We start from the raw sequence: 17,763 nt of genomic DNA, 5'->3' as shown, positions 1-17,763 counted from the left end.
GCGCGGCCTACTCTTCCGCCCCAACGGCTACGCTGCCGCGGCGTGCCTGCAGGGTCGAATATTTGATGTTGCGCTGGGCAGCCACATCCTTGGGATGCATCTGGTGCTTCAACGCGTCGAACGTGGCGCGCACCATGTTGTAGGGGTTCGCCGAGCCGAGAGACTTGGCGACCACGTCCTGCATGCCAAGCGTTTCGAAGACGGCGCGCATCGGGCCGCCGGCGATAATGCCGGTACCGGGCTTGGCGGCGCGCAAGAGAACGCGGCCGGCGCCGTGGCGGCCCTGCACGTCGTGGTGCAGCGTACGGCCGGCGCGCAGCGGCACGAAGATCATGTCGCGCTTGGCGCTCTCGGTGGCCTTGCGGATTGCCTCGGGCACCTCACGGGCCTTGCCATGGCCGAAGCCGACGCGGCCCTTCTGGTCACCGACGACGACGAGCGCGGCAAAGCCGAAACGGCGGCCGCCCTTGACCACCTTGGCGACGCGGTTGATGTGAACGAGCTTGTCGACGAACTCGCTGTCGCGCTCTTCGCGCTCGCGGCGGTCGTCCCTGCGTGGCTGTGCCATTGTCCTTGTCCTTGTTCTTTTCCGGTAGCACGGGGTTGATGGGAGCTGCGGGCGCCTTCTGCGCCCGAAGCAGTGATTAGAACTCCAGGCCGCCCTCGCGAGCGGCGTCGGCCAGCGCCTTGACACGGCCGTGATAGAGATAGGCGCCACGGTCGAAGACGACCTTCTCGACGCCCGCCTTCTTGGCGCGCTCGGCGATCAGCTTGCCGACCGCACTCGCCGCTTCTGTGTCGGCGCCGGTCTTGAGCTTGCCCTTCAGATCCTTCTCCAGCGTGGAGGCAGCGGCAAGCGTGCACCCCTTCACGTCGTCGATGACCTGAGCATAAATGTTCTTCGACGAGCGATAGACCGAAAGCCGCGGCTGCCCATTGGCAACCGACTTAAGCTTGCGGCGAACGCGCCCGGCGCGTCGCGTAACGGATACCTTCGACACCATGGCTTTCGTTCCTACTTCTTCTTGCCTTCCTTGCGGATGATCGTCTCATCCGCGTATTTCACGCCCTTGCCCTTGTAAGGCTCGGGCCCGCGGAACTTGCGGATCTCCGCGGCCACCTGGCCGACCACCTGCTTGTCGACGCCGCTGACGACGATTTCCGTCGGCTTCGGCACAGCAATGGTGATGCCTTCCGGCGCCTCGTAGTTCACCTCATGGCTGTAGCCTAGGGAGAGCTGCAGCTTCTTACCCTGCATGGCCGCACGGTAACCGACGCCGTTGATCTCGAGACGCTTCTCGAAACCGCCCTTCACGCCGTTGACGATGTTGGCGATCTGGGTGCGCGACATGCCCCACTTGGACCGCGCGATCTTGGACTGGTCGCGCGGATCAACCGCGATCGCCCCATCCTCCAGCTTCACCAGGACCTCGTCATTGACGACGAAGGTCAATTCGCCCTTCGGCCCCTTGGCCGTAACCGTCTGGCCATCAACAGTGGCCGTCACGCCTTCCGGCACGGGGACCGGCTTCTTGCCTATACGAGACATTGTCTTGTCCTCGTTGTTCTTGGTCAGCCTCCGCAGATCAGAAGATCTGGCAGAGAACCTCTCCGCCGACGTTCTGCTCACGCGCCTGGTGGTCCGCCATCACGCCTTTCGGCGTGGAAAGAATGGCGACGCCAAGACCGTTGGCAACGTTGGGAATCGACTTCACGGATACATAGACGCGACGGCCGGGCTTGGAAACCCGCGCGATCTCGCGGATCACGGGCGCGCCTTCGAAATATTTCAGCTCGATCTCGAGTTCCGACTTGCCGTTGTCGTAGTCGACCTGGCTGTAGTCACGGATATAGCCTTCCGCCTTCATGACATCGAGCACGCGTACGCGCAGGCGCGAGGCAGGCGAAGAAACGGTGTTCTTCTTGCGCCCGATGGCATTGCGGATGCGGGTCAGCATATCGCCGAGAGGATCGTTCACGGACATCTCTATGGCCCCCTTACCAGCTCGACTTGACCAGGCCCGGGATCAGGCCGTTATTGCCAAGTTCGCGAAGCGCGATGCGCGACATCCTAAGCTTGCGATAGAAGGCGCGCGGGCGGCCCGTCACGTCGCAGCGGTTACGAATGCGCGTCTTCGACGAGTTGCGCGGCAGCGCAGCAAGCTGGAGCTGCGCCTTGAAGCGCTCTTCCATGGGCTGCGTCTGATCCATGATGGTGGCCTTCAGTGCCGCACGCTTCGCGGCGTAACGGTCCACCAACTTGCGGCGCCTCTTGTTCTTCTCGACTGCGCTAACTTTTGCCATTTGGAATTTCCTTGTTCTCGCCTGCCGTTACTGCCGGAACGGGAAGTTGAAGGCCTTCAACAGCGCCCTCGCCTCGTCGTCAGTCTTGGCGGTCGTACAGACGATGATGTCCATTCCCCAGATCTGGTCGACCTTGTCGTAGTTGATCTCGGGGAACACGATATGCTCCTTTACGCCCATGGCGAAGTTGCCACGGCCGTCGAAGCTCTTCGGGCTCAGACCCCGGAAGTCGCGAACGCGAGGGAGCGCGACATTCACAAGCCTGTCCAGAAATTCATACATGCGGTCCTTGCGCAGCGTCACCTTTGCGCCGATGGGCATGCCTTCACGCACCTTGAAGCCAGCGATGGAGTTGCGGGCCTTGGTGATCACAGGCTTCTGCCCCGCGATCAGCGCCAGGTCTTCCGCCGCGACGGTCGGCTTCTTGGAATCACCCGTCGCCTCGCCGACACCCATATTGATGACGACCTTATCGATGCGCGGAACCTGCATCTCGTTCTTGTACTTGAAAGCCTCGAGGAGCTCCTTGCGGATCACCTCCTCGTACTGCTTCTTCAAGCGTGGCTGATAATCTGCCTTAGCCATCGATCAATTCTCCCGAGCGCTTCGCCACGCGCACCTTCTTGCCGTCCTTCTGGACCTGGAAGCCGACGCGGGTGGGCTTCCCGTCCTTGGGGTCGGCCAGCGCCAGGTTCGATACGTGGATCGGCGCTTCCTTGGTGATGATGCCGCCTTCGGACTGTGCCGACTGCTTCTGGTGCCGGCGCACGAGGTTGACGCCGCGCACCAGCGCCTTGTCTTCCTTCGGCATCATCTTCAAAATTTCACCGGTACGCCCCTTGTCGCGGCCGGTCAGCACGACGACATTGTCGCCTTTTTTGATCTTCTGCATTTTCCGGCCTCCTAAAGAACTTCCGGCGCCAGCGAGATGATCTTCATGTGGTTCTTGGCGCGAAGTTCGCGCGGAACCGGGCCGAAGATACGCGTGCCCACGGGCTCTTTCTTGTTGTCGACGAGGACGGCGGCATTGTTGTCAAAACGGATCACGCTGCCGTCGGAACGGCGGATGTCCTTGGCGGTGCGCACGACAACCGCCTTCATCACGTCACCCTTCTTCACGCGGCCGCGCGGAATGGCTTCCTTGACCGAGACGACGATGACGTCGCCGACGGAAGCATATTTCCGCTTCGAGCCGCCCAGCACCTTGATGCACATGACACGACGGGCGCCGGAATTATCCGCCACGTCGAGGTTTGTTTGCATCTGAATCATGACTGGCCGCCTTCTTATCTTATTCGGGGAAGCTCATGCTTCCCGGCTTGTTCCAACCTATTGCGCTTGGGCTTCGTTCACGACGACCCAGCACTTTTCCTTCGAGATCGGGCGCGTTTCCTGGATCAGCACCGTGTCGCCGACCTTGCACGCATTGTTCTCGTCATGGGCCTTGTACCGCTTGGAACGACGCACCGTCTTCTTCAGAAGCGGGTGCGCGAACCGGCGCTCGACGCGGACGACCACCGTCTTGTCGTTCTTGTCGCTTACCACGGTGCCCTGCAAAACGCGCTTTGGCATTCTCGTTTTCCTCAGGCCTTGCTGCCAGCCGATTTCTCGGCGGCAATTGTCTTGATGCGCGCAATGTCACGGCGAATCTGCTTCACCCGCGCGGTTTTTTCGAGCTGCCCCGTCGCCTTCTGGAAACGGAGGTTGAACTGCTCTTTCTTCAGCTTGGCCAACTCGTCGTCGAGCTGGTCGGGCGTCATCGCCCTCACGTCAACGGCCTTCATGGCGCCTTCTCCTACTCTGCGATGCGCTGGATGAAGCGCGTCTTGACCGGGAGCTTGGCTGCCCCGAGGCGAAGTGCCTCGCGCGCCACGTCGTCGGCCACACCGTCGATCTCGAACATGACGCGACCAGGCTTCACCCGGCACGCCCAATAATCCACCGAGCCCTTGCCCTTGCCCATGCGCACCTCGGTCGGCTTTGAGGTGACGGGCACATCCGGGAAGATGCGGATCCACACCCGGCCCTGGCGCTTCATGAAGCGCGTGATAGCGCGCCGTGCGGCCTCGATCTGCCGAGCGGTCACCCGCTCCGGCTCAAGCGCCTTCAGGCCATAGGAACCGAAATTCAGCTCAGTGCCGCCCTTGGCAACGCCGTGGATACGACCCTTGAACTGCTTGCGGAATTTCGTGCGCTTTGGTTGCAGCATCTTTATCTACTCCAAAATTCCGGCTCAAGCGTTTTCGCGACGGCGGCCGCCGCCCTGCTCACCCTCGACAGCACGGCGCTCCGAGGCCATCGGATCGTGCTCCAGGATCTCGCCCTTGAACACCCAGACCTTCACACCGCAGATGCCATAGGCAGTCTTCGCCTCGGACGTGCCGTAGTCGATGTCAGCGCGCAGCGTGTGCAGCGGCACACGGCCCTCGCGGTACCACTCGATGCGCGCGATCTCGGCCCCGCCGAGACGGCCGGTGCAGCTGATGCGGATCCCTTCAGCACCGAGCCGCATGGCCGACTGCACGGCACGCTTCATGGCGCGACGGAAGGCGACGCGGCGCTCTAGCTGCTGGGAGATCGACTGCGCGATCAGCGTCGCGTCGATCTCCGGCTTGCGCACTTCGACGATGTTCAAATGCGTCTCCGCATTGGTCATCTGCGAGACCTTGCGGCGCAGCTTCTCGATATCCGCACCCTTCTTGCCGATGATGAGGCCGGGGCGCGCGGAGTGGATCGTCACCCGACACTTCTTGTGCGGGCGCTCGATGACCACCTTGGAGATCGCCGCCTGCTTGAGCTCCTTCTCGATGTATTCGCGGATCTTCAGATCCTCGTGAAGAAGCTGGCCATACTCGGCATTGTCCGCGAACCAGCGAGAGTTCCAGGTGCGGTTGATGCCGAGACGGAGACCGATCGGATTGACTTTCTGGCCCATTATGCGGCCTCCACTTGTTCTTCGACTTCTCGAACGACGATCGTCAGGTGCGAGAACGGCTTCTCGACGCGGTTGGCACGGCCGCGGCCGCGGGCGTGAAAGCGCTTCATGACGATCGACTTGCCGACATAGGCCTCTGCCACCACCAGCGCATCCACATCGAGGTCGTGGTTGTTCTCGGCATTGGCGATCGCCGATTCCAGCGTCTTCTTCACCGCGTCGGCGATACGCTTGCGCGAGAACTCGAGGTCCGCGAGCGCGGCCGCGACCTTCTTGCCGCGGATCATGGCGGCGACGAGGTTCAGCTTCTGCGGGCTGACGCGGACCGTGCGCAGGACCGCACGCGCCTCGTTGTCTGCAAGCCTGCGCGGCGCTTTGGCCTTGCCCATTTCTACTTCCTCTTTGCCTTCTTGTCCGCGCCGTGGCCGTAATAGGTACGGGTCGGAGCGAACTCACCGAATTTGTGGCCCACCATCTCTTCGGAGACGAGCACAGGAATGTGCTTCTGGCCGTTGTAGACACCGAAGGTCAGCCCCACGAACTGGGGCAGAATGGTGGAGCGGCGGCTCCACATCTTGATGACCTCCTTGCGGCCGCTCTCGCGGACCTTGTCGACCTTCTTCAGAAGAAAGCCGTCGACGAAGGGGCCTTTCCAGACTGAACGGGACACGAGCCGTTACCTTTCCTTACTTCTTGCGCTGATGGCGCGAGCGCATGATGAACTTGTCGGTCGCCTTGTTGGACCGCGTCTTCATGCCCTTGGTGGGCTTGCCCCAGGGCGAAACTGGGTGGCGACCGCCGGACGTACGGCCTTCGCCGCCGCCATGCGGATGGTCTACCGGGTTCATGGTCACGCCGCGGTTGTGCGGGCGCTTGCCCAGCCAGCGCTTGCGCCCGGCCTTGCCGAGGCTGATATTGCCGTGATCCGGATTGGACACGGCACCGACCGTAGCCATGCACGAGCCGGAAACCAGCCGCTGCTCGCCCGAGTTCAACCGCAGGATCGCCATGCCCTGGTCACGACCGACGAGCTGCACGTAGGCACCGGCCGAACGTGCGATCTGGCCGCCCTTGCCCGGCTTCATCTCCACATTGTGGACGATCGTGCCGAGCGGCATGGCCGAAAGCGGCATCGCGTTGCCCGGCTTCACGTCCGCGCCCTGCTCGGAAGCGATCACGCGGTCGCCGACCGAAAGACGCTGCGGCGCCAGGATGTAGGACAACTCGCCGTCGTCATAGCGGATGAGGGCAATGAACCCTGTGCGGTTGGGATCATACTCCAGCCGCTCGACGACGCCCGAGACGTCGAACTTGCGGCGCTTGAAGTCGATCAGGCGGTATGTGCGCTTGTGGCCGCCGCCCTGGAAACGCGCCGTGATGCGGCCGGTGTTGTTGCGGCCGCCCTTGCTCGTCAGGCCCTCGGTCAGGCCCTTGACGGGCTTGCCCTTGTAAAGGCCCGAGCGGTCGACGATGACCAGCTGGCGCGTGCCCGGCGTTACCGGTTTGTAGTTCTTGAGTGCCATGTCTTAATCCTCGCGGCCTCTCAAAGACCTGTCGCGATGTCGATGGAATGGCCCTCGGCCAGCGTCACGACAGCCTTCTTGACGTCGCTCGTCCGTCCGATGGTGCCGCGGAACCGCTTCACCTTGCCCTTGCGCACAAGCGTATTGACGCCCTTGACCTTGACGTTGAACAGGGCTTCCACTGCCGCCTTGATCTCGGGCTTCGTGGCCTTGCGCGCCACGTTGAAGACGACCTGGTTGTTCTCCGAGGCCATCGTCGATTTCTCGGTGACCGCCGGGCTGACGATCACGTCATAGTGGCGAAGGTCCGTCATTTGAACCGCTCCTCGAGTGCCTCGACAGCGGCCTTGGAGAGGACCAGCGTGCCGCGGCGCAAAATGTCGTAGACGTTGATGCCCTGGACCGGCAGCACGTCGATGTTGGGGATGTTCGCCGCCGCCCGCTTGAAACCGGCGTCGATTTCCACCCCGCCGATCATCAGCGCATTGGTCAGCCCCAGCTTGGCGAAATTATCCACCAGCACCTTCGTCTTGCCGTCCTTCAGCGCCAGATCATCGATGACGATGATGTTGGCGGCCTTGGCCTTGGCCGAAAGCGCATGCTTCAGGCCCAATGCCCGCACCTTCTTCGGCAGGTCGTGGGCGTGGCTGCGAACCACCGGTCCGTGCGCCCTGCCACCGCCGCGGAACTGCGGCACGCGTGCCGACGAATGGCGGGCGCGGCCGGTGCCCTTCTGGCGGTACATCTTTGCACCGGTGCGCGCGATCTCGGCGCGCCCCTTGGTCTTGTGCGTGCCCTGCTGACGCTTGGCAAGCTGCCAGCGCACGACGCGGTGAAGAATGTCCTCGCGCGGGTCGAGCCCGAAGATCTCCTCGGAAAGCTGCAGCTTACCGGCATCCTTGCCCGCAAGGGTGGTTACCTTCAGTTCCATCACTCAGCCCCCTCGGTGGCGGCGGTTTCTTCCGCCTTCACGGCGTCTTTCTTGGCAGCGGCGCGAATGGCCCCAGGCTGCGGCGCATTCTCCGGCAGCGGCGCCTTCACGGCATCGCGCACCATGATCCAGGCACCCTTCGAGCCCGGCACGGCACCGCGCACCAGGATGAGGCCGCGCTCGGTGTCGGTCGAAACCACTTCCAGGTTCTGGGTGGTCACGCGATGGTCGCCCATGTGGCCGGCCATCTTCTTGCCTTTGAACACCTTGCCGGGATCCTGGCGCTGACCGGTCGAGCCGTGCGAACGGTGCGACACCGAGTTACCGTGCGTCGCGCGACCGCCGCCGAAATTGTGGCGCTTCATGACGCCCTGAAAGCCCTTGCCGATCGAGGTGCCCGTCACGTCGACCTTTTGGCCGGCGACGAAGTGATCCGCCGTAATCTCGGCGCCGACGTCGAGCAGATTGTCCGGCGACACGCGGAACTCCGCCACCTTCGCCTTGGGCTCTACGGAGCTTGCGGCGAAATGGCCGCGCAGCGCCTTCGACGTATTCTTTACCTTGGCGAGCCCCACGCCGAGCTGAACAGCGGTGTAGCCATTCTTCTCCTCGGTGCGCTGGGCCACGACCTGGCAATTCTCCATGCGCAGCACTGTGACGGGGATATGCTCACCCGCCTCGTTGTAGACGCGCGTCATCCCGATCTTCTGTGCGATAACACCTGAACGCATCGGTTCGATTTCCTTTCAGGCTTCCCGCCGCCGGCCACTTGGCCCGCCCGGGTTCCTATCCCTCTTGTCTTCCGCCTAAAGCTTGATCTCGACGTCCACGCCGGCTGCCAGATCGAGCTTCATCAGAGCGTCCACCGTCTGAGGCGTCGGATCGACGATGTCGAGAAGACGCTTGTGGGTCCGCATCTCGAACTGCTCGCGGCTCTTCTTGTCGATGTGCGGTGAGCGGTTCACCGTGAACTTCTCGATCCGCGTCGGCAGCGGGATGGGGCCGCGGACATTGGCGCCGGTGCGCTTGGCCGTGGACACGATCTCGCGCGTCGAGGCATCGAGCACCCGATGGTCGAACGCCTTGAGGCGGATACGGATATTCTGTCCGTTCATGTGTCAGTTCCTCGTTCGGCTGCGGCGCGGGCTTGTCCCGCGCCGCGAGCGCGAATATCTGCCCCGTTACTCAGTGATTGCCGCGACGATACCGGCGCCGACGGTGCGGCCGCCCTCGCGGATGGCGAAGCGCAGGCGCTCCTCCATGGCGATCGGCACGATCAGTTCCACGTCCATCGTCACGTTGTCGCCCGGCATCACCATCTCCGTGCCCTCCGGCAGCGACACCACGCCCGTCACGTCCGTCGTGCGGAAGTAGAACTGCGGCCGGTAGTTCGTGAAGAACGGCGTGTGACGGCCACCCTCCTCCTTGGTCAGGATGTAGGCTTCCGCCTTGAACTTCGTGTGCGGCGTCACCGAGCCGGGCTTGGCCAGAACCTGACCGCGCTCCACACCCTCGCGCTCCACGCCGCGCAGCAGCGCGCCGATGTTGTCGCCCGCCTGCCCCTGGTCCAGAAGCTTGCGGAACATCTCGACGCCCGTGCACGTCGTCTTCGACGTCGGACGGATGCCGATGATCTCGATCTCGTCGCCCACCTTGACAACGCCGCGCTCGACGCGCCCCGTCACAACCGTGCCGCGGCCCGAGATCGAGAACACGTCTTCGATCGGCATCAGGAACGGCTGGTCGATCGGACGCTCCGGCGTCGGGATGTAGGCGTCCACCTCCTTCATCAGCGCACGCACCGCGTCCTCGCCGATCTCCTTGTTGGAATCCTCCAGCGCCGCAAGCGCCGAACCCTTGATGATCGGAATGTCGTCGCCCGGGAACTCGTAGCTCGACAGAAGCTCGCGCACCTCCAGCTCAACAAGCTCCAGAAGCTCCGGATCGTCAACCTGGTCGACCTTGTTCAGGAACACAACGATCGCCGGAACGCCAACCTGACGCGCCAGAAGAATGTGCTCGCGCGTCTGCGGCATCGGACCGTCGGCGGCCGACACAACCAGAATCGCACCGTCCATCTGCGCCGCACCCGTGATCATGTTCTTCACGTAGTCCGCGTGGCCCGGGCAGTCCACATGCGCATAGTGCCGCGCCTCCGTCTCGTATTCCACATGCGCCGTCGAGATCGTGATGCCGCGCGCCTTCTCCTCAGGCGCAGCGTCAATCTGGTCGTACGCCTTGTACTCGCCGAAGTACTTCGTGATCGCCGCCGTCAGTGACGTCTTCCCATGGTCAACGTGACCAATCGTCCCGATGTTCACATGCGGCTTCGTGCGCTCAAATTTACCTTTGGCCATCTCAATTTTCCTTGGGCGGCGTGGTTGTCAGTTTCAGTTGCGGGGCGATTAGCGGCAAAGGCCGCAAAAAACAAGCCCCTTGTCGGGCGGCCGCGAATGCGGAGCGTCGCCCGAGCGCAGCAGGCGGAACTCGATTTCGGAAGAAAAGCAGGCCGTGCTCTCGTTTTGGAGCGGGTAGCGGGAATCGAACCCGCATATTCAGCTTGGAAGGCTGCTGCTCTACCATTGAGCTATACCCGCCCATCCGTGGGCAGCCCTCCTCAGCTGAAGCTTCGGAGGGTACTCCTTCGTCTAACGACCTTCGGGCGGCCTGCCACCTGAAGCTCGAAGAGCGAAGGGTGGTGGAGGGGGCTGGATTCGAACCAGCGTAGGCATAGCCAACGGATTTACAGTCCGTCTCCTTTAACCACTCGGACACCCCTCCGAACCGTCGCCGGAATCGTACAGCGAGTTATTTGGGAAAGCCGGCGCAACCATTCAATGGCGTGCCCGTTTTCCGCGACGCCTTATGGCGATGACGTCGAGCACTGTCAACAGCGTGATAGGCTTTCGACGGGAAATTCGCGCGCCTCCTCTTTCTCCGATAGGCGTACGCCCGCGGCTCGGCTATAGGAGCCCGATGAGCGACGACAAGCCCGGAACACCCAAGGACAGTCACTATGCCCGCCTGCGCCGGGCTCACCGCCAGCGTGCGGGTGCGCCCCAAGTGCAGCGCACGCGCGGTGCGCTGCCTGCCGCAGCCGTCCCCGAGGGCCTCGTGCGCCTTTACGGGTTGCATACGGTACGCGCCGCCCTCGACAACCCCGCCCGCACGGTCCATCGCATGCTGGTGACGCGCAACGCCGCGCAGCGACTGGGGCTTGGCGATCTTTCCGCCCTGCCCTTTCCCGTGGAACAGGTGGAGCCGAAGGCGATCGACGCGCTGACAGGCACCGAGGCCGTGCACCAGGGCGTCCTGATCGAGGCGGAGGCGCGCGCGCCCAAGCCGCTCTCCACGCTTGGAGACGCGTCGCTCGTCCTCGTGCTCGACCAAGTGACCGACCCGCACAATGTCGGCGCCATCATGCGCTCGGCAGTCGCCTTCGGTGTCGACGCGCTGGTGACCACCGCCCGCCACAGCCCGGCCGAATCGGGCGTGCTCGCCAAGGCGGCCTCCGGTGCCCTGGAGCATATCGATCACATCACGGTGCGCAATCTGGCCACCGCGATCGAGGATCTGCACGCGGCGGGGTTTTACACCATTGGCCTCGACTCGGACGGGCCGCGAGCGCTGGAAGAGACGGTAAAAGGTGGCAAACTCGCCCTCGTGCTGGGGGCGGAAGGCAAGGGATTGCGGCAAAAGACACGCGAGACCGTCAACGCGCTCGCCCGCCTCGACATGCCCGGCCCCATCCGCTCGCTCAACGTATCGAATGCCGCCGCTGTCTCGCTCTACGTCGCCCGGCGGCGGCCGGACAGGCAGGAGATCCGCGCATAGCTGATAACGAGAATCGTTTTACTCCATCGTCGATTGTGCTATGCGCACGTCCATGCCCTTGTAGCTCAGTTGGTAGAGCACCTGATTTGTAATCAGGGGGTCGCGGGTTCGAGTCCTGCCGGGGGCACCAATTCCCCTTTCACTGATTGGCCGGTGTCAATCCCCTTTTCTCGCCCTAGACCTCAGCCGATACCCCATTCCATCCTTGAGTGCGTGGCTATCGAGGCCCATGGACCGGCCCACCTTCGTGCTGTTCGGTTCAGCGGCCGGCCAAGCTGGGGCTTGTCGAAGACCGGGTTGCGTTCGAAAGCGGGTCGAAACTCTGTCTGTCGAAAGCTATGCAGCCGCCATACTTGACGACTTCCCGGGCAATGACCTGTTCCAGTTCGTCATCCGACAGGTTGATGTCCGGCATGGCGATCCTCGTGCGGCGGATCATGTCGGCAATTGAAACTAGCCGATCGCTCTGCCGATGCTCCAAATAGCTCTTAAGGGCGGCACGCAGTCTCCGAGGGGCGCCCCGTGACGTTCCCTGTTCCATCCTGCTACCTCCTTCCGAAGAGATGGCAGCATGAACCAGCTTGCGGTGGCGAATCAAATCACTTTCTGAGCACCAATGCCGCTTGCAATTGAACTTGGTCGAAAGCGCCGCCCGAAACGCAAAGCCCCTGCAGGCCGAAGCCAGCGGGGCTCCCTGAGCTCACCTCCGAGCAGGGCCGCCACCAGGTGAGCGCCTGTAGTCTTGAGCCGTGCTGCCCGCACCAGCGCTTGTCGCGGTAGAGGTGGCGATAGGACCCGGCGTCCGGAAAGCGGCGCTGCTTGTCGGTAAGCGCCATGTGTGATTTCCTGATACGGGGTTTGAGCGGTTCTCAACGGGAGAGGAGCGTCGGGCCAGCCCGATGCAACCCATGGCAGCTTCTGCGTTCTGCCGCTGACTACGCAAGTGAGGGACCTCAAAAATGGGTATAATCTGGACCATCATCATTGGCTTCGTCGCCGGTGTCGTGGCGAAGTTCATCGTGCCGGGCGAAAATGAGCCGAAAGGCTTCGTCCTGACGACAATCTTGGGCATCGCGGGGGCATTCGTCGCCTCCTACCTCGGGCAGGCATTGGGGTGGTACAGCGCCAACCAGGGTGCTGGGCTTATCGGCGCCATTGTTGGTGCCGTGATCGTCTTGTTCGTTTGGGGCGCCGTCTCCCGGCGCGCCTAGGACACACCAAACAGAAAGGAACCAACAATGGCTTCGTCTCGTAACACCATGCCGTCGCTCGCTGCACTTTTGGGGCTGCTCGCGGTCGCTGGTTACCAGAACCGCGACAAGCTGGGACAGCTCTTTCAGGGAGCCAAGACAGACGCCCAAAACAGCGGCGGCATTCTCGGCGAAATTGGCAATATGTTCGGTGGCGCTGAGGGAGGCTCGCTCAGCAAGGGCCTGGGAGAACTCGTCGATACATTCAAGAACGGCGGACACCACGAAGCTGCTGATTCCTGGGTAAGTCCCAACGCGCCGTCTCAAGGCATTTCTCCCGAGCAGGTTGAATCCGTAATCGGGACGGATACCCTTCAAGAATTGGCAGCAAAGACCGGCCTCGACTACAACGATCTGCTGAAGCGCCTTTCGTCTTCGATCCCGGAAACGGTGGACAAGATGACGCCGAATGGCCAGTTGCCGCAGAACGATGATCAAATCCATCAGCTGCTAGGCGGTTCCACCGGCCCTGCTTCCGCATAGCCAGGATAGAGCCGCGGAGGCGGCCTGGCGCCTCCCGCTTCCGCGCCTCACGTTCCAGGGTGGGTCCACTGCCACTGAAGCCCCAACATGGCTACCTCACATGCGGGAATCAGGCTTGGATGACCACCACCCGAGCGCCGACTGAAACACGCTTGTAGAGGTCGATCACGTCATGATTGACCATTCGGATACAGCCGCTCGAAACAGCTCCGCCAATGGTTTCAGGTTGGTTTGTGCCGTGGATCCGAAACATTGTGTCGCGCCCGTTCCGGTATAGGTACAACGCTCGGGCACCCAAGGGGTTTCTTGGACCGCCAGGAACACCTCCGGCGAACCTTCGGTAGCGCGCGTCCCGCCGCATCATGTTTCCAGTGGGAGTCCAACTCGGCCATTCGGCCTTCCGCCCCACAATGGCATTTCCGCGGAGCACCAACCCTTCGCGTCCGACGCCGATGCCATATCTGATGGCGCGACCGCCGCCCAAGACGAAATACAGCCGTCGCTCCGGAGTGTTCACCACAACGGTGCCCGCCGGATGGTCTCCTTCGAAGGCCACTTCCCGGCGCCGAAGGTCAGGGTCGATCTGCGAAAGCGGTATTGCGCTTACCGGGAAAGGTTCATCCTCCAGAGCGGTGTAGCTTGCAAAGTCTGTATTCGTCGCACAGCCGGCCGCGTACAGCGGAAGCGCGATAGTAAAGACCCGACGCGAGATTGGCATAGTGCCCCCAAAGACTGACGGTTTCAGGAAGACCTATGCTGGTATGGTTAATGAATTGTGTCGAGGTGCCATCACGCCATCGCGCTAGGCTATCCACTCCTAAGCAGCAACACAGGCAGTCTCTTTCGCCTGACCATTGGGATGGTGACAAACGCAGCTCATCGCTCGATCAGTACGCGCCGCTGTTCGAGAACGTCCGCGCCCAGGGTGGGCATGCTCTGCCGGGGCGGGGCCATCCTCGTTTCGCAGCACTGATGTGGCGGCCTCTCCACCCGCGACAGACATCGCTCAGAGCAGCTTTGCAGATGCGCAAAGCGCATGCTACCCGTTGTCTCCCCTCGGCCAGCAACGGAACCACGCGCCGCACATGACCCAGCCGCAGCTTGCCATCGCCTTTGTTTCGGCGAATACGGACGATGCTCGGGAAGCCGCCACCAGGCTTTCCGTGCTTTACGGCCAGGAACGGCCGGAGAATGCCGATATCATCGTCGCGCTCGGCGGCGACGGCTTCATGCTGCACACCCTGCGCGAGACAATGGGCTCAGGCAAGAAGATCTATGGCATGAACCGGGGCACAATCGGCTTCCTCATGAACGAGTATCGCGAGGAGGGCCTGCGCGAGCGCATCATGGAAGCCGTCGCCGAGACCGTGCGCCCGCTGGAGATGACGGTCACCGACATGGACGGCAAGGTATCGAAGGCGCTCGCCATCAACGAGGTATCGCTGCTGCGCCAATCCTACCAGGCGGCCAAGATCCGCATCGCCATCGACGGCAAGGTACGGCTCGACGAATTGATCTGCGACGGCGTCATGGTGGCCACGCCCGCCGGCTCCACTGCCTATAATCTGTCCGCGCACGGGCCGATCCTGCCGCTTGACGCGCCGCTTCTGGCGCTTACCCCGGTGAGCCCCTTCCGGCCGCGGCGATGGCGCGGGGCGCTCCTGCCCAACCAGGCGACCGTCGACCTGACGGTGCTGGAGCCGGAAAAGCGGCCGGTCAACGCGGTCGCCGACCACACAGAGATAAAATCGGTGGTGAAGGTGCGCGTACATGAATCCCACGACATGACCGCCACCATCCTCTTCGACGCCAGCCATTCGTGGAACGAGCGCATCCTGGCGGAACAGTTCCGCTACTAGAAGCGCAGCGCGTCCAGATGAACGCGCAACGCACGCGCTAAATCTTGGTATCCACGCATCCTGCTTTCCGAAAATCGGTTCCGATTCTCGGGCCGATGCCGTAGCGGGCAACGCACGCTGTTGACATTATGCGCACCACGCCTTAGGCCCCTCTTGAGGTCGTGGGCATGTGCCCGGCCGGAGCGCGAGGCATCCGCCGCAACGCATAGAGCAGCAAAGACAATCGATACGTGTCAATAGACCAAGAAACCGCACAGGACGCTGTGACGTTCGCAGACCTCGGCCTGTCGCCGAAGGTTCTTTCCGCCGTCAACGACGCCGGCTATACGGAACCGACGCCCATCCAGGCCGGCGCCATCCCGCATGCGCTCGAAGGCAAGGATGTGCTGGGCATCGCCCAGACCGGCACCGGAAAGACCGCTTCCTTCGTGCTACCCATGCTCACCAGGCTGGAGCGGGGGCGAGCGCGGGCGCGCATGCCGCGCACCCTTATCCTGGAGCCGACGCGTGAACTCGCCGCCCAGGTGGAAGAAAACTTCATTAAGTACGGCAAAAATCACCGGCTCAACATCGCACTTCTGATCGGCGGCGTCTCCTTCGACGACCAGGAGCGCAAGCTGGAGCGCGGGGCGGATGTGCTGATCGCCACGCCGGGCCGTTTGCTCGACCACCATGAGCGCGGCAAGCTGCTTTTGACCGGCGTGGAAATCCTCGTCATCGACGAGGCGGACCGCATGCTGGACATGGGCTTCATCCCGGATATCGAGCGCATCTGCAAGCTCATCCCCTTCACACGGCAGACGCTGTTCTTCTCCGCCACCATGCCGCCGGAGATCACAAAGCTCACGCAGCAGTTCCTACAGGCACCGGTGCGCGTCGAGGTATCCCGGCCGGCGACGGCGGCCGTCAACATCACCCAGCGCCTGGTCAAGGCCGGCTCCAAGCCGTGGGCAAAGCGCGAGCGCCTGCGGGAACTCATCCGCACCGAAGGCGACGAGGTGAAGAACGCCATCATCTTCTGCAACCGCAAGACCGAAGTGGCAACGCTCTTCCGCTCGTTGGCGCGCCATGAGTTCGATGCCGGCGCGCTGCATGGCGATATGGACCAGCGCGCGCGCATGATGATGCTGGAGAATTTCCGCAAGGGGAAACTCAAGCTGCTCGTTGCGTCGGACGTGGCCGCGCGCGGGCTCGACATTCCCGACGTCAGCCATGTCTTCAATTTCGACGTGCCGACGCACGCTGAAGATTATGTGCACCGCATCGGCCGCACGGGCCGCGCGGGCCGCTCCGGCAAGGCCTTCACAATCGTCACTCGCGCCGACCAGAAATATGTGGCGGGCATCGAGAAGCTGATTGGCCAGGAGATCGAGTGGTTCGACGGTAACCTTTCCACTCTGACGGCGGAAGACGAGGCCGAGGAGCGGCCTCGGCGGAGCCGTTCAGGCCGCGACGAACGAACGCGTGGCGGTCGCAGACCCGCGGCGGAAAGGGCCACGCCCAAGCCCGCAGGTGAAGCTGCACCGGCGGCTCAGGACGACCGGCGTCGGCGCAAGGACGCGATCAAATCCTCCAACGAGGCCGAGCAGAGAAGGCCCGTCCGGCAGCGCGAACGGGAAGAAGCGAACGCCCCGATAGGCTTCGGCGACGACGTTCCGGACTTCATGAAAGTCCACGGGAAGGTCTGAGGAGACCTTCTCCCTGTCCGCACTATTTTTTCGAGCGCAGCCCCGCCTCATAGGCGCGCCGCGCCCACACGGCGATCTCATCGCGATCATCGACGGCGCGGTCGGGTATGGACCAGTAAGGCATGGCCGTCGGCTTGCGGCCGGGATGACCCGCATAGACCCATTGCCGGCTACCCGCGGCCGCAAACTCGGGGGCGCTCACCGCATCCGCCTTCAGCAGAACTTCGCCATCCACCTCGAGGGCGACGATCAGCCCCTCGTAATAGATGCCCTTGCCGCCAAACATACGCTTGATCGTAACCGGCCCGAGGCCAGCGAAGAGGTCGCGGATATCTTGGTCGTTCATCCCATGAAGATGCCAGTATCCGCCTCACCTGTCAGGTGGCTTTGCAACATCTGCTGACAGAGCGCGTTTTCGTCTTTAAGTTTCTGCCGTTCGCTCCTTGAGGAACTCTGCCATGCCCATGATGCTCAAAGGCTCGTGCCGCTGCGGCGCCGTCAGGTTTCAAGTCGAAAGCCACACGCCCGTCCCCTATCAGCGCTGCTACTGCAGCATCTGCCGCAAGCAGCAGGGCGGTGGCGGATACGCGATCAATCTCGGCGCGCAATCGTCGACGCTTGCCGTGGAGGGCGAAGAGCATCTTGGTCTCTACCGCGCCGAGATCGAGGACGACGAACATCCGCGCTGCGAGATCTCCACCGGCGAACGCCGCTTCTGCCGCGAGTGCGGCTCGGCCCTCTGGCTCTACGATCCTACCTGGCCGGATCTCATCCACCCCTTCGCCTCAGCGGTCGATACTGAACTTCCGAAGCCGCCAAGCAGCGTGCACCTCATGTTGAAATACAAGGCGGGCTGGGTCGAGCCGGATATACGCGAGGGCGACGCAACGTTTACGCTCTACCCGAGAGAGTCAATTGCCGAGTGGCACCGGCGCAATGGTGTGTGGGTGAAATAG

General features: G+C 62.8%; 30 protein-coding genes and 3 tRNA genes. 7 read left to right on the top strand and 26 right to left on the bottom strand.

What is annotated here, in order from left to right; genetic code table 11:
• Positions 1 to 7 precede the first annotated feature (7 nt).
• The 22 genes from rpsE to GPJ75_RS11500 form a co-directional block, all read right to left on the bottom strand.
• Positions 8 to 568, bottom strand: a complete 561-nt coding sequence (rpsE, locus tag GPJ75_RS11605) for a 30S ribosomal protein S5 (protein ID WP_159590028.1) — start codon at positions 566 to 568, stop codon at positions 8 to 10.
• Between the two features lie 76 nt (positions 569 to 644).
• On the bottom strand, positions 645 to 1,004 hold the full coding sequence (gene rplR / locus GPJ75_RS11600) for a 50S ribosomal protein L18 (RefSeq protein ID WP_159590030.1): 360 nt from the start codon (positions 1,002 to 1,004) through the stop codon (positions 645 to 647).
• An 11-nt stretch (positions 1,005 to 1,015) separates the two neighbouring features.
• Positions 1,016 to 1,549 carry a 50S ribosomal protein L6 gene (gene rplF, locus GPJ75_RS11595; RefSeq protein ID WP_163268212.1) on the bottom strand — a complete coding sequence of 178 codons (534 nt, stop codon included), beginning with the start codon at positions 1,547 to 1,549 and terminating at the stop codon, positions 1,016 to 1,018.
• Positions 1,550 to 1,586: 37 nt separating this feature from the next.
• Positions 1,587 to 1,985 (bottom strand): 30S ribosomal protein S8, encoded by a 399-nt coding sequence (gene rpsH / locus GPJ75_RS11590; RefSeq protein ID WP_159590034.1) that lies wholly within the window; start codon positions 1,983 to 1,985, stop codon positions 1,587 to 1,589.
• 13 nt (positions 1,986 to 1,998) lie between these two features.
• Positions 1,999 to 2,304, bottom strand: a complete 306-nt coding sequence (gene rpsN, locus GPJ75_RS11585; RefSeq protein WP_159590036.1) for a 30S ribosomal protein S14 — start codon at positions 2,302 to 2,304, stop codon at positions 1,999 to 2,001.
• Between the two features lie 27 nt (positions 2,305 to 2,331).
• The gene (gene rplE, locus GPJ75_RS11580; protein ID WP_163268210.1) at positions 2,332 to 2,889 is read right to left on the bottom strand and encodes a 50S ribosomal protein L5; all 558 of its coding nucleotides are present in this window, start codon (positions 2,887 to 2,889) and stop codon (positions 2,332 to 2,334) included.
• Entirely contained in the window at positions 2,882 to 3,196 is a 315-nt protein-coding gene (gene rplX / locus GPJ75_RS11575) for a 50S ribosomal protein L24 (RefSeq protein ID WP_159590040.1), read from the bottom strand. The genes rplE and rplX overlap by 8 nt, the downstream gene beginning before the upstream one ends.
• 11 nt (positions 3,197 to 3,207) lie before the next feature.
• Positions 3,208 to 3,576: a 50S ribosomal protein L14 gene (gene rplN, locus GPJ75_RS11570; RefSeq protein ID WP_159590042.1), complete on the bottom strand. Its 369-nt coding sequence runs from the start codon at positions 3,574 to 3,576 to the stop codon at positions 3,208 to 3,210.
• A gap of 57 nt (positions 3,577 to 3,633) precedes the next feature.
• Positions 3,634 to 3,876 (bottom strand): 30S ribosomal protein S17, encoded by a 243-nt coding sequence (gene rpsQ / locus GPJ75_RS11565; RefSeq protein ID WP_159590044.1) that lies wholly within the window; start codon positions 3,874 to 3,876, stop codon positions 3,634 to 3,636.
• Between the two features lie 11 nt (positions 3,877 to 3,887).
• A complete protein-coding gene (gene rpmC, locus GPJ75_RS11560) occupies positions 3,888 to 4,088 on the bottom strand; it encodes a 50S ribosomal protein L29 (RefSeq protein WP_159590046.1) in 201 nt (66 codons plus the stop codon).
• A gap of 11 nt (positions 4,089 to 4,099) precedes the next feature.
• The gene (gene rplP, locus GPJ75_RS11555) at positions 4,100 to 4,513 is read right to left on the bottom strand and encodes a 50S ribosomal protein L16 (RefSeq protein WP_159590048.1); all 414 of its coding nucleotides are present in this window, start codon (positions 4,511 to 4,513) and stop codon (positions 4,100 to 4,102) included.
• 24 nt (positions 4,514 to 4,537) lie between these two features.
• Complete coding sequence (rpsC, locus tag GPJ75_RS11550; RefSeq protein ID WP_159590050.1) at positions 4,538 to 5,239, bottom strand: 30S ribosomal protein S3; 702 nt, start codon at positions 5,237 to 5,239, stop codon at positions 4,538 to 4,540.
• Positions 5,239 to 5,628, bottom strand: a complete 390-nt coding sequence (rplV, locus tag GPJ75_RS11545) for a 50S ribosomal protein L22 (protein ID WP_159590052.1) — start codon at positions 5,626 to 5,628, stop codon at positions 5,239 to 5,241. The genes rpsC and rplV overlap by 1 nt, the downstream gene beginning before the upstream one ends.
• Before the next feature lie 2 nt (positions 5,629 to 5,630).
• Positions 5,631 to 5,909 carry a 30S ribosomal protein S19 gene (rpsS, locus tag GPJ75_RS11540; protein WP_159590054.1) on the bottom strand — a complete coding sequence of 93 codons (279 nt, stop codon included), beginning with the start codon at positions 5,907 to 5,909 and terminating at the stop codon, positions 5,631 to 5,633.
• A gap of 16 nt (positions 5,910 to 5,925) precedes the next feature.
• Positions 5,926 to 6,762, bottom strand: coding sequence for a 50S ribosomal protein L2 (rplB, locus tag GPJ75_RS11535; RefSeq protein WP_159590056.1), 837 nt, complete (start codon positions 6,760 to 6,762; stop codon positions 5,926 to 5,928).
• 20 nt (positions 6,763 to 6,782) lie between these two features.
• Complete coding sequence (locus GPJ75_RS11530; protein ID WP_159590058.1) at positions 6,783 to 7,076, bottom strand: 50S ribosomal protein L23; 294 nt, start codon at positions 7,074 to 7,076, stop codon at positions 6,783 to 6,785.
• Complete coding sequence (rplD, locus tag GPJ75_RS11525) at positions 7,073 to 7,693, bottom strand: 50S ribosomal protein L4 (protein WP_163268208.1); 621 nt, start codon at positions 7,691 to 7,693, stop codon at positions 7,073 to 7,075. Before rplD ends, GPJ75_RS11530 begins: the two co-directional genes overlap by 4 nt.
• Positions 7,693 to 8,424 carry a 50S ribosomal protein L3 gene (gene rplC / locus GPJ75_RS11520; RefSeq protein ID WP_159590062.1) on the bottom strand — a complete coding sequence of 244 codons (732 nt, stop codon included), beginning with the start codon at positions 8,422 to 8,424 and terminating at the stop codon, positions 7,693 to 7,695. The genes rplD and rplC overlap by 1 nt, the downstream gene beginning before the upstream one ends.
• A 75-nt stretch (positions 8,425 to 8,499) precedes the next feature.
• Positions 8,500 to 8,808 carry a 30S ribosomal protein S10 gene (gene rpsJ / locus GPJ75_RS11515; RefSeq protein WP_007066362.1) on the bottom strand — a complete coding sequence of 103 codons (309 nt, stop codon included), beginning with the start codon at positions 8,806 to 8,808 and terminating at the stop codon, positions 8,500 to 8,502.
• Positions 8,809 to 8,874: 66 nt separating this feature from the next.
• The gene (gene tuf / locus GPJ75_RS11510; RefSeq protein WP_163268206.1) at positions 8,875 to 10,050 is read right to left on the bottom strand and encodes an elongation factor Tu; all 1,176 of its coding nucleotides are present in this window, start codon (positions 10,048 to 10,050) and stop codon (positions 8,875 to 8,877) included.
• Between the two features lie 166 nt (positions 10,051 to 10,216).
• A tRNA-Gly gene (locus GPJ75_RS11505) sits at positions 10,217 to 10,290 on the bottom strand.
• A gap of 99 nt (positions 10,291 to 10,389) precedes the next feature.
• Positions 10,390 to 10,474 (bottom strand) — tRNA-Tyr (locus GPJ75_RS11500).
• A 195-nt stretch (positions 10,475 to 10,669) separates the two neighbouring features.
• On the opposite strand from GPJ75_RS11500, the gene GPJ75_RS11495 reads away from it, so the two are divergent.
• Together GPJ75_RS11495 and GPJ75_RS11490 are read left to right on the top strand one after the other, a co-directional pair.
• Positions 10,670 to 11,527: a TrmH family RNA methyltransferase gene (locus tag GPJ75_RS11495; protein WP_163268204.1), complete on the top strand. Its 858-nt coding sequence runs from the start codon at positions 10,670 to 10,672 to the stop codon at positions 11,525 to 11,527.
• A gap of 54 nt (positions 11,528 to 11,581) precedes the next feature.
• A tRNA-Thr gene (locus GPJ75_RS11490) sits at positions 11,582 to 11,657 on the top strand.
• Positions 11,658 to 11,786: 129 nt separating this feature from the next.
• Here GPJ75_RS11490 and GPJ75_RS11485 read toward each other — a convergent pair.
• Positions 11,787 to 11,942 carry a hypothetical protein gene (locus GPJ75_RS11485; RefSeq protein ID WP_163268202.1) on the bottom strand — a complete coding sequence of 52 codons (156 nt, stop codon included), beginning with the start codon at positions 11,940 to 11,942 and terminating at the stop codon, positions 11,787 to 11,789.
• A gap of 184 nt (positions 11,943 to 12,126) precedes the next feature.
• Positions 12,127 to 12,363 (bottom strand): hypothetical protein, encoded by a 237-nt coding sequence (locus tag GPJ75_RS11480; RefSeq protein WP_163268200.1) that lies wholly within the window; start codon positions 12,361 to 12,363, stop codon positions 12,127 to 12,129.
• A 123-nt stretch (positions 12,364 to 12,486) separates the two neighbouring features.
• On the opposite strand from GPJ75_RS11480, the gene GPJ75_RS11475 reads away from it, so the two are divergent.
• Both GPJ75_RS11475 and GPJ75_RS11470 read left to right on the top strand, forming a co-directional pair.
• Positions 12,487 to 12,738, top strand: a complete 252-nt coding sequence (locus GPJ75_RS11475) for a GlsB/YeaQ/YmgE family stress response membrane protein (protein ID WP_163268198.1) — start codon at positions 12,487 to 12,489, stop codon at positions 12,736 to 12,738.
• A 27-nt stretch (positions 12,739 to 12,765) separates the two neighbouring features.
• Positions 12,766 to 13,260, top strand: coding sequence for a YidB family protein (locus GPJ75_RS11470; protein WP_163268196.1), 495 nt, complete (start codon positions 12,766 to 12,768; stop codon positions 13,258 to 13,260).
• Between the two features lie 109 nt (positions 13,261 to 13,369).
• Here GPJ75_RS11470 and GPJ75_RS11465 read toward each other — a convergent pair whose 3' ends face one another.
• Complete coding sequence (locus GPJ75_RS11465; protein ID WP_163268194.1) at positions 13,370 to 13,978, bottom strand: L,D-transpeptidase; 609 nt, start codon at positions 13,976 to 13,978, stop codon at positions 13,370 to 13,372.
• 367 nt (positions 13,979 to 14,345) lie between these two features.
• On the opposite strand from GPJ75_RS11465, the gene GPJ75_RS11460 reads away from it, so the two are divergent.
• Together GPJ75_RS11460 and GPJ75_RS11455 are read left to right on the top strand one after the other, a co-directional pair.
• Positions 14,346 to 15,119, top strand: coding sequence for an NAD kinase (locus GPJ75_RS11460; protein ID WP_163268192.1), 774 nt, complete (start codon positions 14,346 to 14,348; stop codon positions 15,117 to 15,119).
• A gap of 230 nt (positions 15,120 to 15,349) precedes the next feature.
• Positions 15,350 to 16,807, top strand: a complete 1,458-nt coding sequence (locus GPJ75_RS11455; RefSeq protein ID WP_425483142.1) for a DEAD/DEAH box helicase — start codon at positions 15,350 to 15,352, stop codon at positions 16,805 to 16,807.
• 22 nt (positions 16,808 to 16,829) lie between these two features.
• Here the strand turns inward: GPJ75_RS11455 and GPJ75_RS11450 are convergent, their stop codons facing one another.
• The gene (locus tag GPJ75_RS11450) at positions 16,830 to 17,153 is read right to left on the bottom strand and encodes a TfoX/Sxy family protein (protein WP_163268187.1); all 324 of its coding nucleotides are present in this window, start codon (positions 17,151 to 17,153) and stop codon (positions 16,830 to 16,832) included.
• A gap of 112 nt (positions 17,154 to 17,265) precedes the next feature.
• Between GPJ75_RS11450 and GPJ75_RS11445 the strand changes: the two genes are divergently transcribed.
• Complete coding sequence (locus tag GPJ75_RS11445; RefSeq protein ID WP_163268185.1) at positions 17,266 to 17,763, top strand: GFA family protein; 498 nt, start codon at positions 17,266 to 17,268, stop codon at positions 17,761 to 17,763.

Source organism: Chelativorans alearensis (genome assembly GCF_010993735.1).
GTDB lineage: Bacteria > Pseudomonadota > Alphaproteobacteria > Rhizobiales > Rhizobiaceae > Chelativorans > Chelativorans alearense.
This window is presented reverse-complemented; position numbering and strand designations above follow the sequence as displayed.

Bases quoted from the DNA above. Each gene is read 5' to 3' on its own strand.
- rpsE (WP_159590028.1), bottom strand. From the start codon at position 568: ATGGCACAGCCACGCAGGGACGACCGCCGCGAGCGCGAAGAGCGCGAC.
- rplR (WP_159590030.1), bottom strand. From the start codon at position 1,004: ATGGTGTCGAAGGTATCCGTTACGCGACGCGCCGGGCGCGTTCGCCGC.
- rplF (WP_163268212.1), bottom strand. From the start codon at position 1,549: ATGTCTCGTATAGGCAAGAAGCCGGTCCCCGTGCCGGAAGGCGTGACG.
- rpsH (WP_159590034.1), bottom strand. From the start codon at position 1,985: ATGTCCGTGAACGATCCTCTCGGCGATATGCTGACCCGCATCCGCAAT.
- rpsN (WP_159590036.1), bottom strand. From the start codon at position 2,304: ATGGCAAAAGTTAGCGCAGTCGAGAAGAACAAGAGGCGCCGCAAGTTG.
- rplE (WP_163268210.1), bottom strand. From the start codon at position 2,889: ATGGCTAAGGCAGATTATCAGCCACGCTTGAAGAAGCAGTACGAGGAG.
- rplX (WP_159590040.1), bottom strand. From the start codon at position 3,196: ATGCAGAAGATCAAAAAAGGCGACAATGTCGTCGTGCTGACCGGCCGC.
- rplN (WP_159590042.1), bottom strand. From the start codon at position 3,576: ATGATTCAGATGCAAACAAACCTCGACGTGGCGGATAATTCCGGCGCC.
- rpsQ (WP_159590044.1), bottom strand. From the start codon at position 3,876: ATGCCAAAGCGCGTTTTGCAGGGCACCGTGGTAAGCGACAAGAACGAC.
- rpmC (WP_159590046.1), bottom strand. From the start codon at position 4,088: ATGAAGGCCGTTGACGTGAGGGCGATGACGCCCGACCAGCTCGACGAC.
- rplP (WP_159590048.1), bottom strand. From the start codon at position 4,513: ATGCTGCAACCAAAGCGCACGAAATTCCGCAAGCAGTTCAAGGGTCGT.
- rpsC (WP_159590050.1), bottom strand. From the start codon at position 5,239: ATGGGCCAGAAAGTCAATCCGATCGGTCTCCGTCTCGGCATCAACCGC.
- rplV (WP_159590052.1), bottom strand. From the start codon at position 5,628: ATGGGCAAGGCCAAAGCGCCGCGCAGGCTTGCAGACAACGAGGCGCGT.
- rplB (WP_159590056.1), bottom strand. From the start codon at position 6,762: ATGGCACTCAAGAACTACAAACCGGTAACGCCGGGCACGCGCCAGCTG.
- GPJ75_RS11530 (WP_159590058.1), bottom strand. From the start codon at position 7,076: ATGACGGACCTTCGCCACTATGACGTGATCGTCAGCCCGGCGGTCACC.
- rplD (WP_163268208.1), bottom strand. From the start codon at position 7,693: ATGGAACTGAAGGTAACCACCCTTGCGGGCAAGGATGCCGGTAAGCTG.
- rplC (WP_159590062.1), bottom strand. From the start codon at position 8,424: ATGCGTTCAGGTGTTATCGCACAGAAGATCGGGATGACGCGCGTCTAC.
- rpsJ (WP_007066362.1), bottom strand. From the start codon at position 8,808: ATGAACGGACAGAATATCCGTATCCGCCTCAAGGCGTTCGACCATCGG.
- tuf (WP_163268206.1), bottom strand. From the start codon at position 10,050: ATGGCCAAAGGTAAATTTGAGCGCACGAAGCCGCATGTGAACATCGGG.
- GPJ75_RS11495 (WP_163268204.1), top strand. From the start codon at position 10,670: ATGAGCGACGACAAGCCCGGAACACCCAAGGACAGTCACTATGCCCGC.
- GPJ75_RS11485 (WP_163268202.1), bottom strand. From the start codon at position 11,942: ATGCCGGACATCAACCTGTCGGATGACGAACTGGAACAGGTCATTGCC.
- GPJ75_RS11480 (WP_163268200.1), bottom strand. From the start codon at position 12,363: ATGGCGCTTACCGACAAGCAGCGCCGCTTTCCGGACGCCGGGTCCTAT.
- GPJ75_RS11475 (WP_163268198.1), top strand. From the start codon at position 12,487: ATGGGTATAATCTGGACCATCATCATTGGCTTCGTCGCCGGTGTCGTG.
- GPJ75_RS11470 (WP_163268196.1), top strand. From the start codon at position 12,766: ATGGCTTCGTCTCGTAACACCATGCCGTCGCTCGCTGCACTTTTGGGG.
- GPJ75_RS11465 (WP_163268194.1), bottom strand. From the start codon at position 13,978: ATGCCAATCTCGCGTCGGGTCTTTACTATCGCGCTTCCGCTGTACGCG.
- GPJ75_RS11460 (WP_163268192.1), top strand. From the start codon at position 14,346: ATGACCCAGCCGCAGCTTGCCATCGCCTTTGTTTCGGCGAATACGGAC.
- GPJ75_RS11450 (WP_163268187.1), bottom strand. From the start codon at position 17,153: ATGAACGACCAAGATATCCGCGACCTCTTCGCTGGCCTCGGGCCGGTT.
- GPJ75_RS11445 (WP_163268185.1), top strand. From the start codon at position 17,266: ATGCCCATGATGCTCAAAGGCTCGTGCCGCTGCGGCGCCGTCAGGTTT.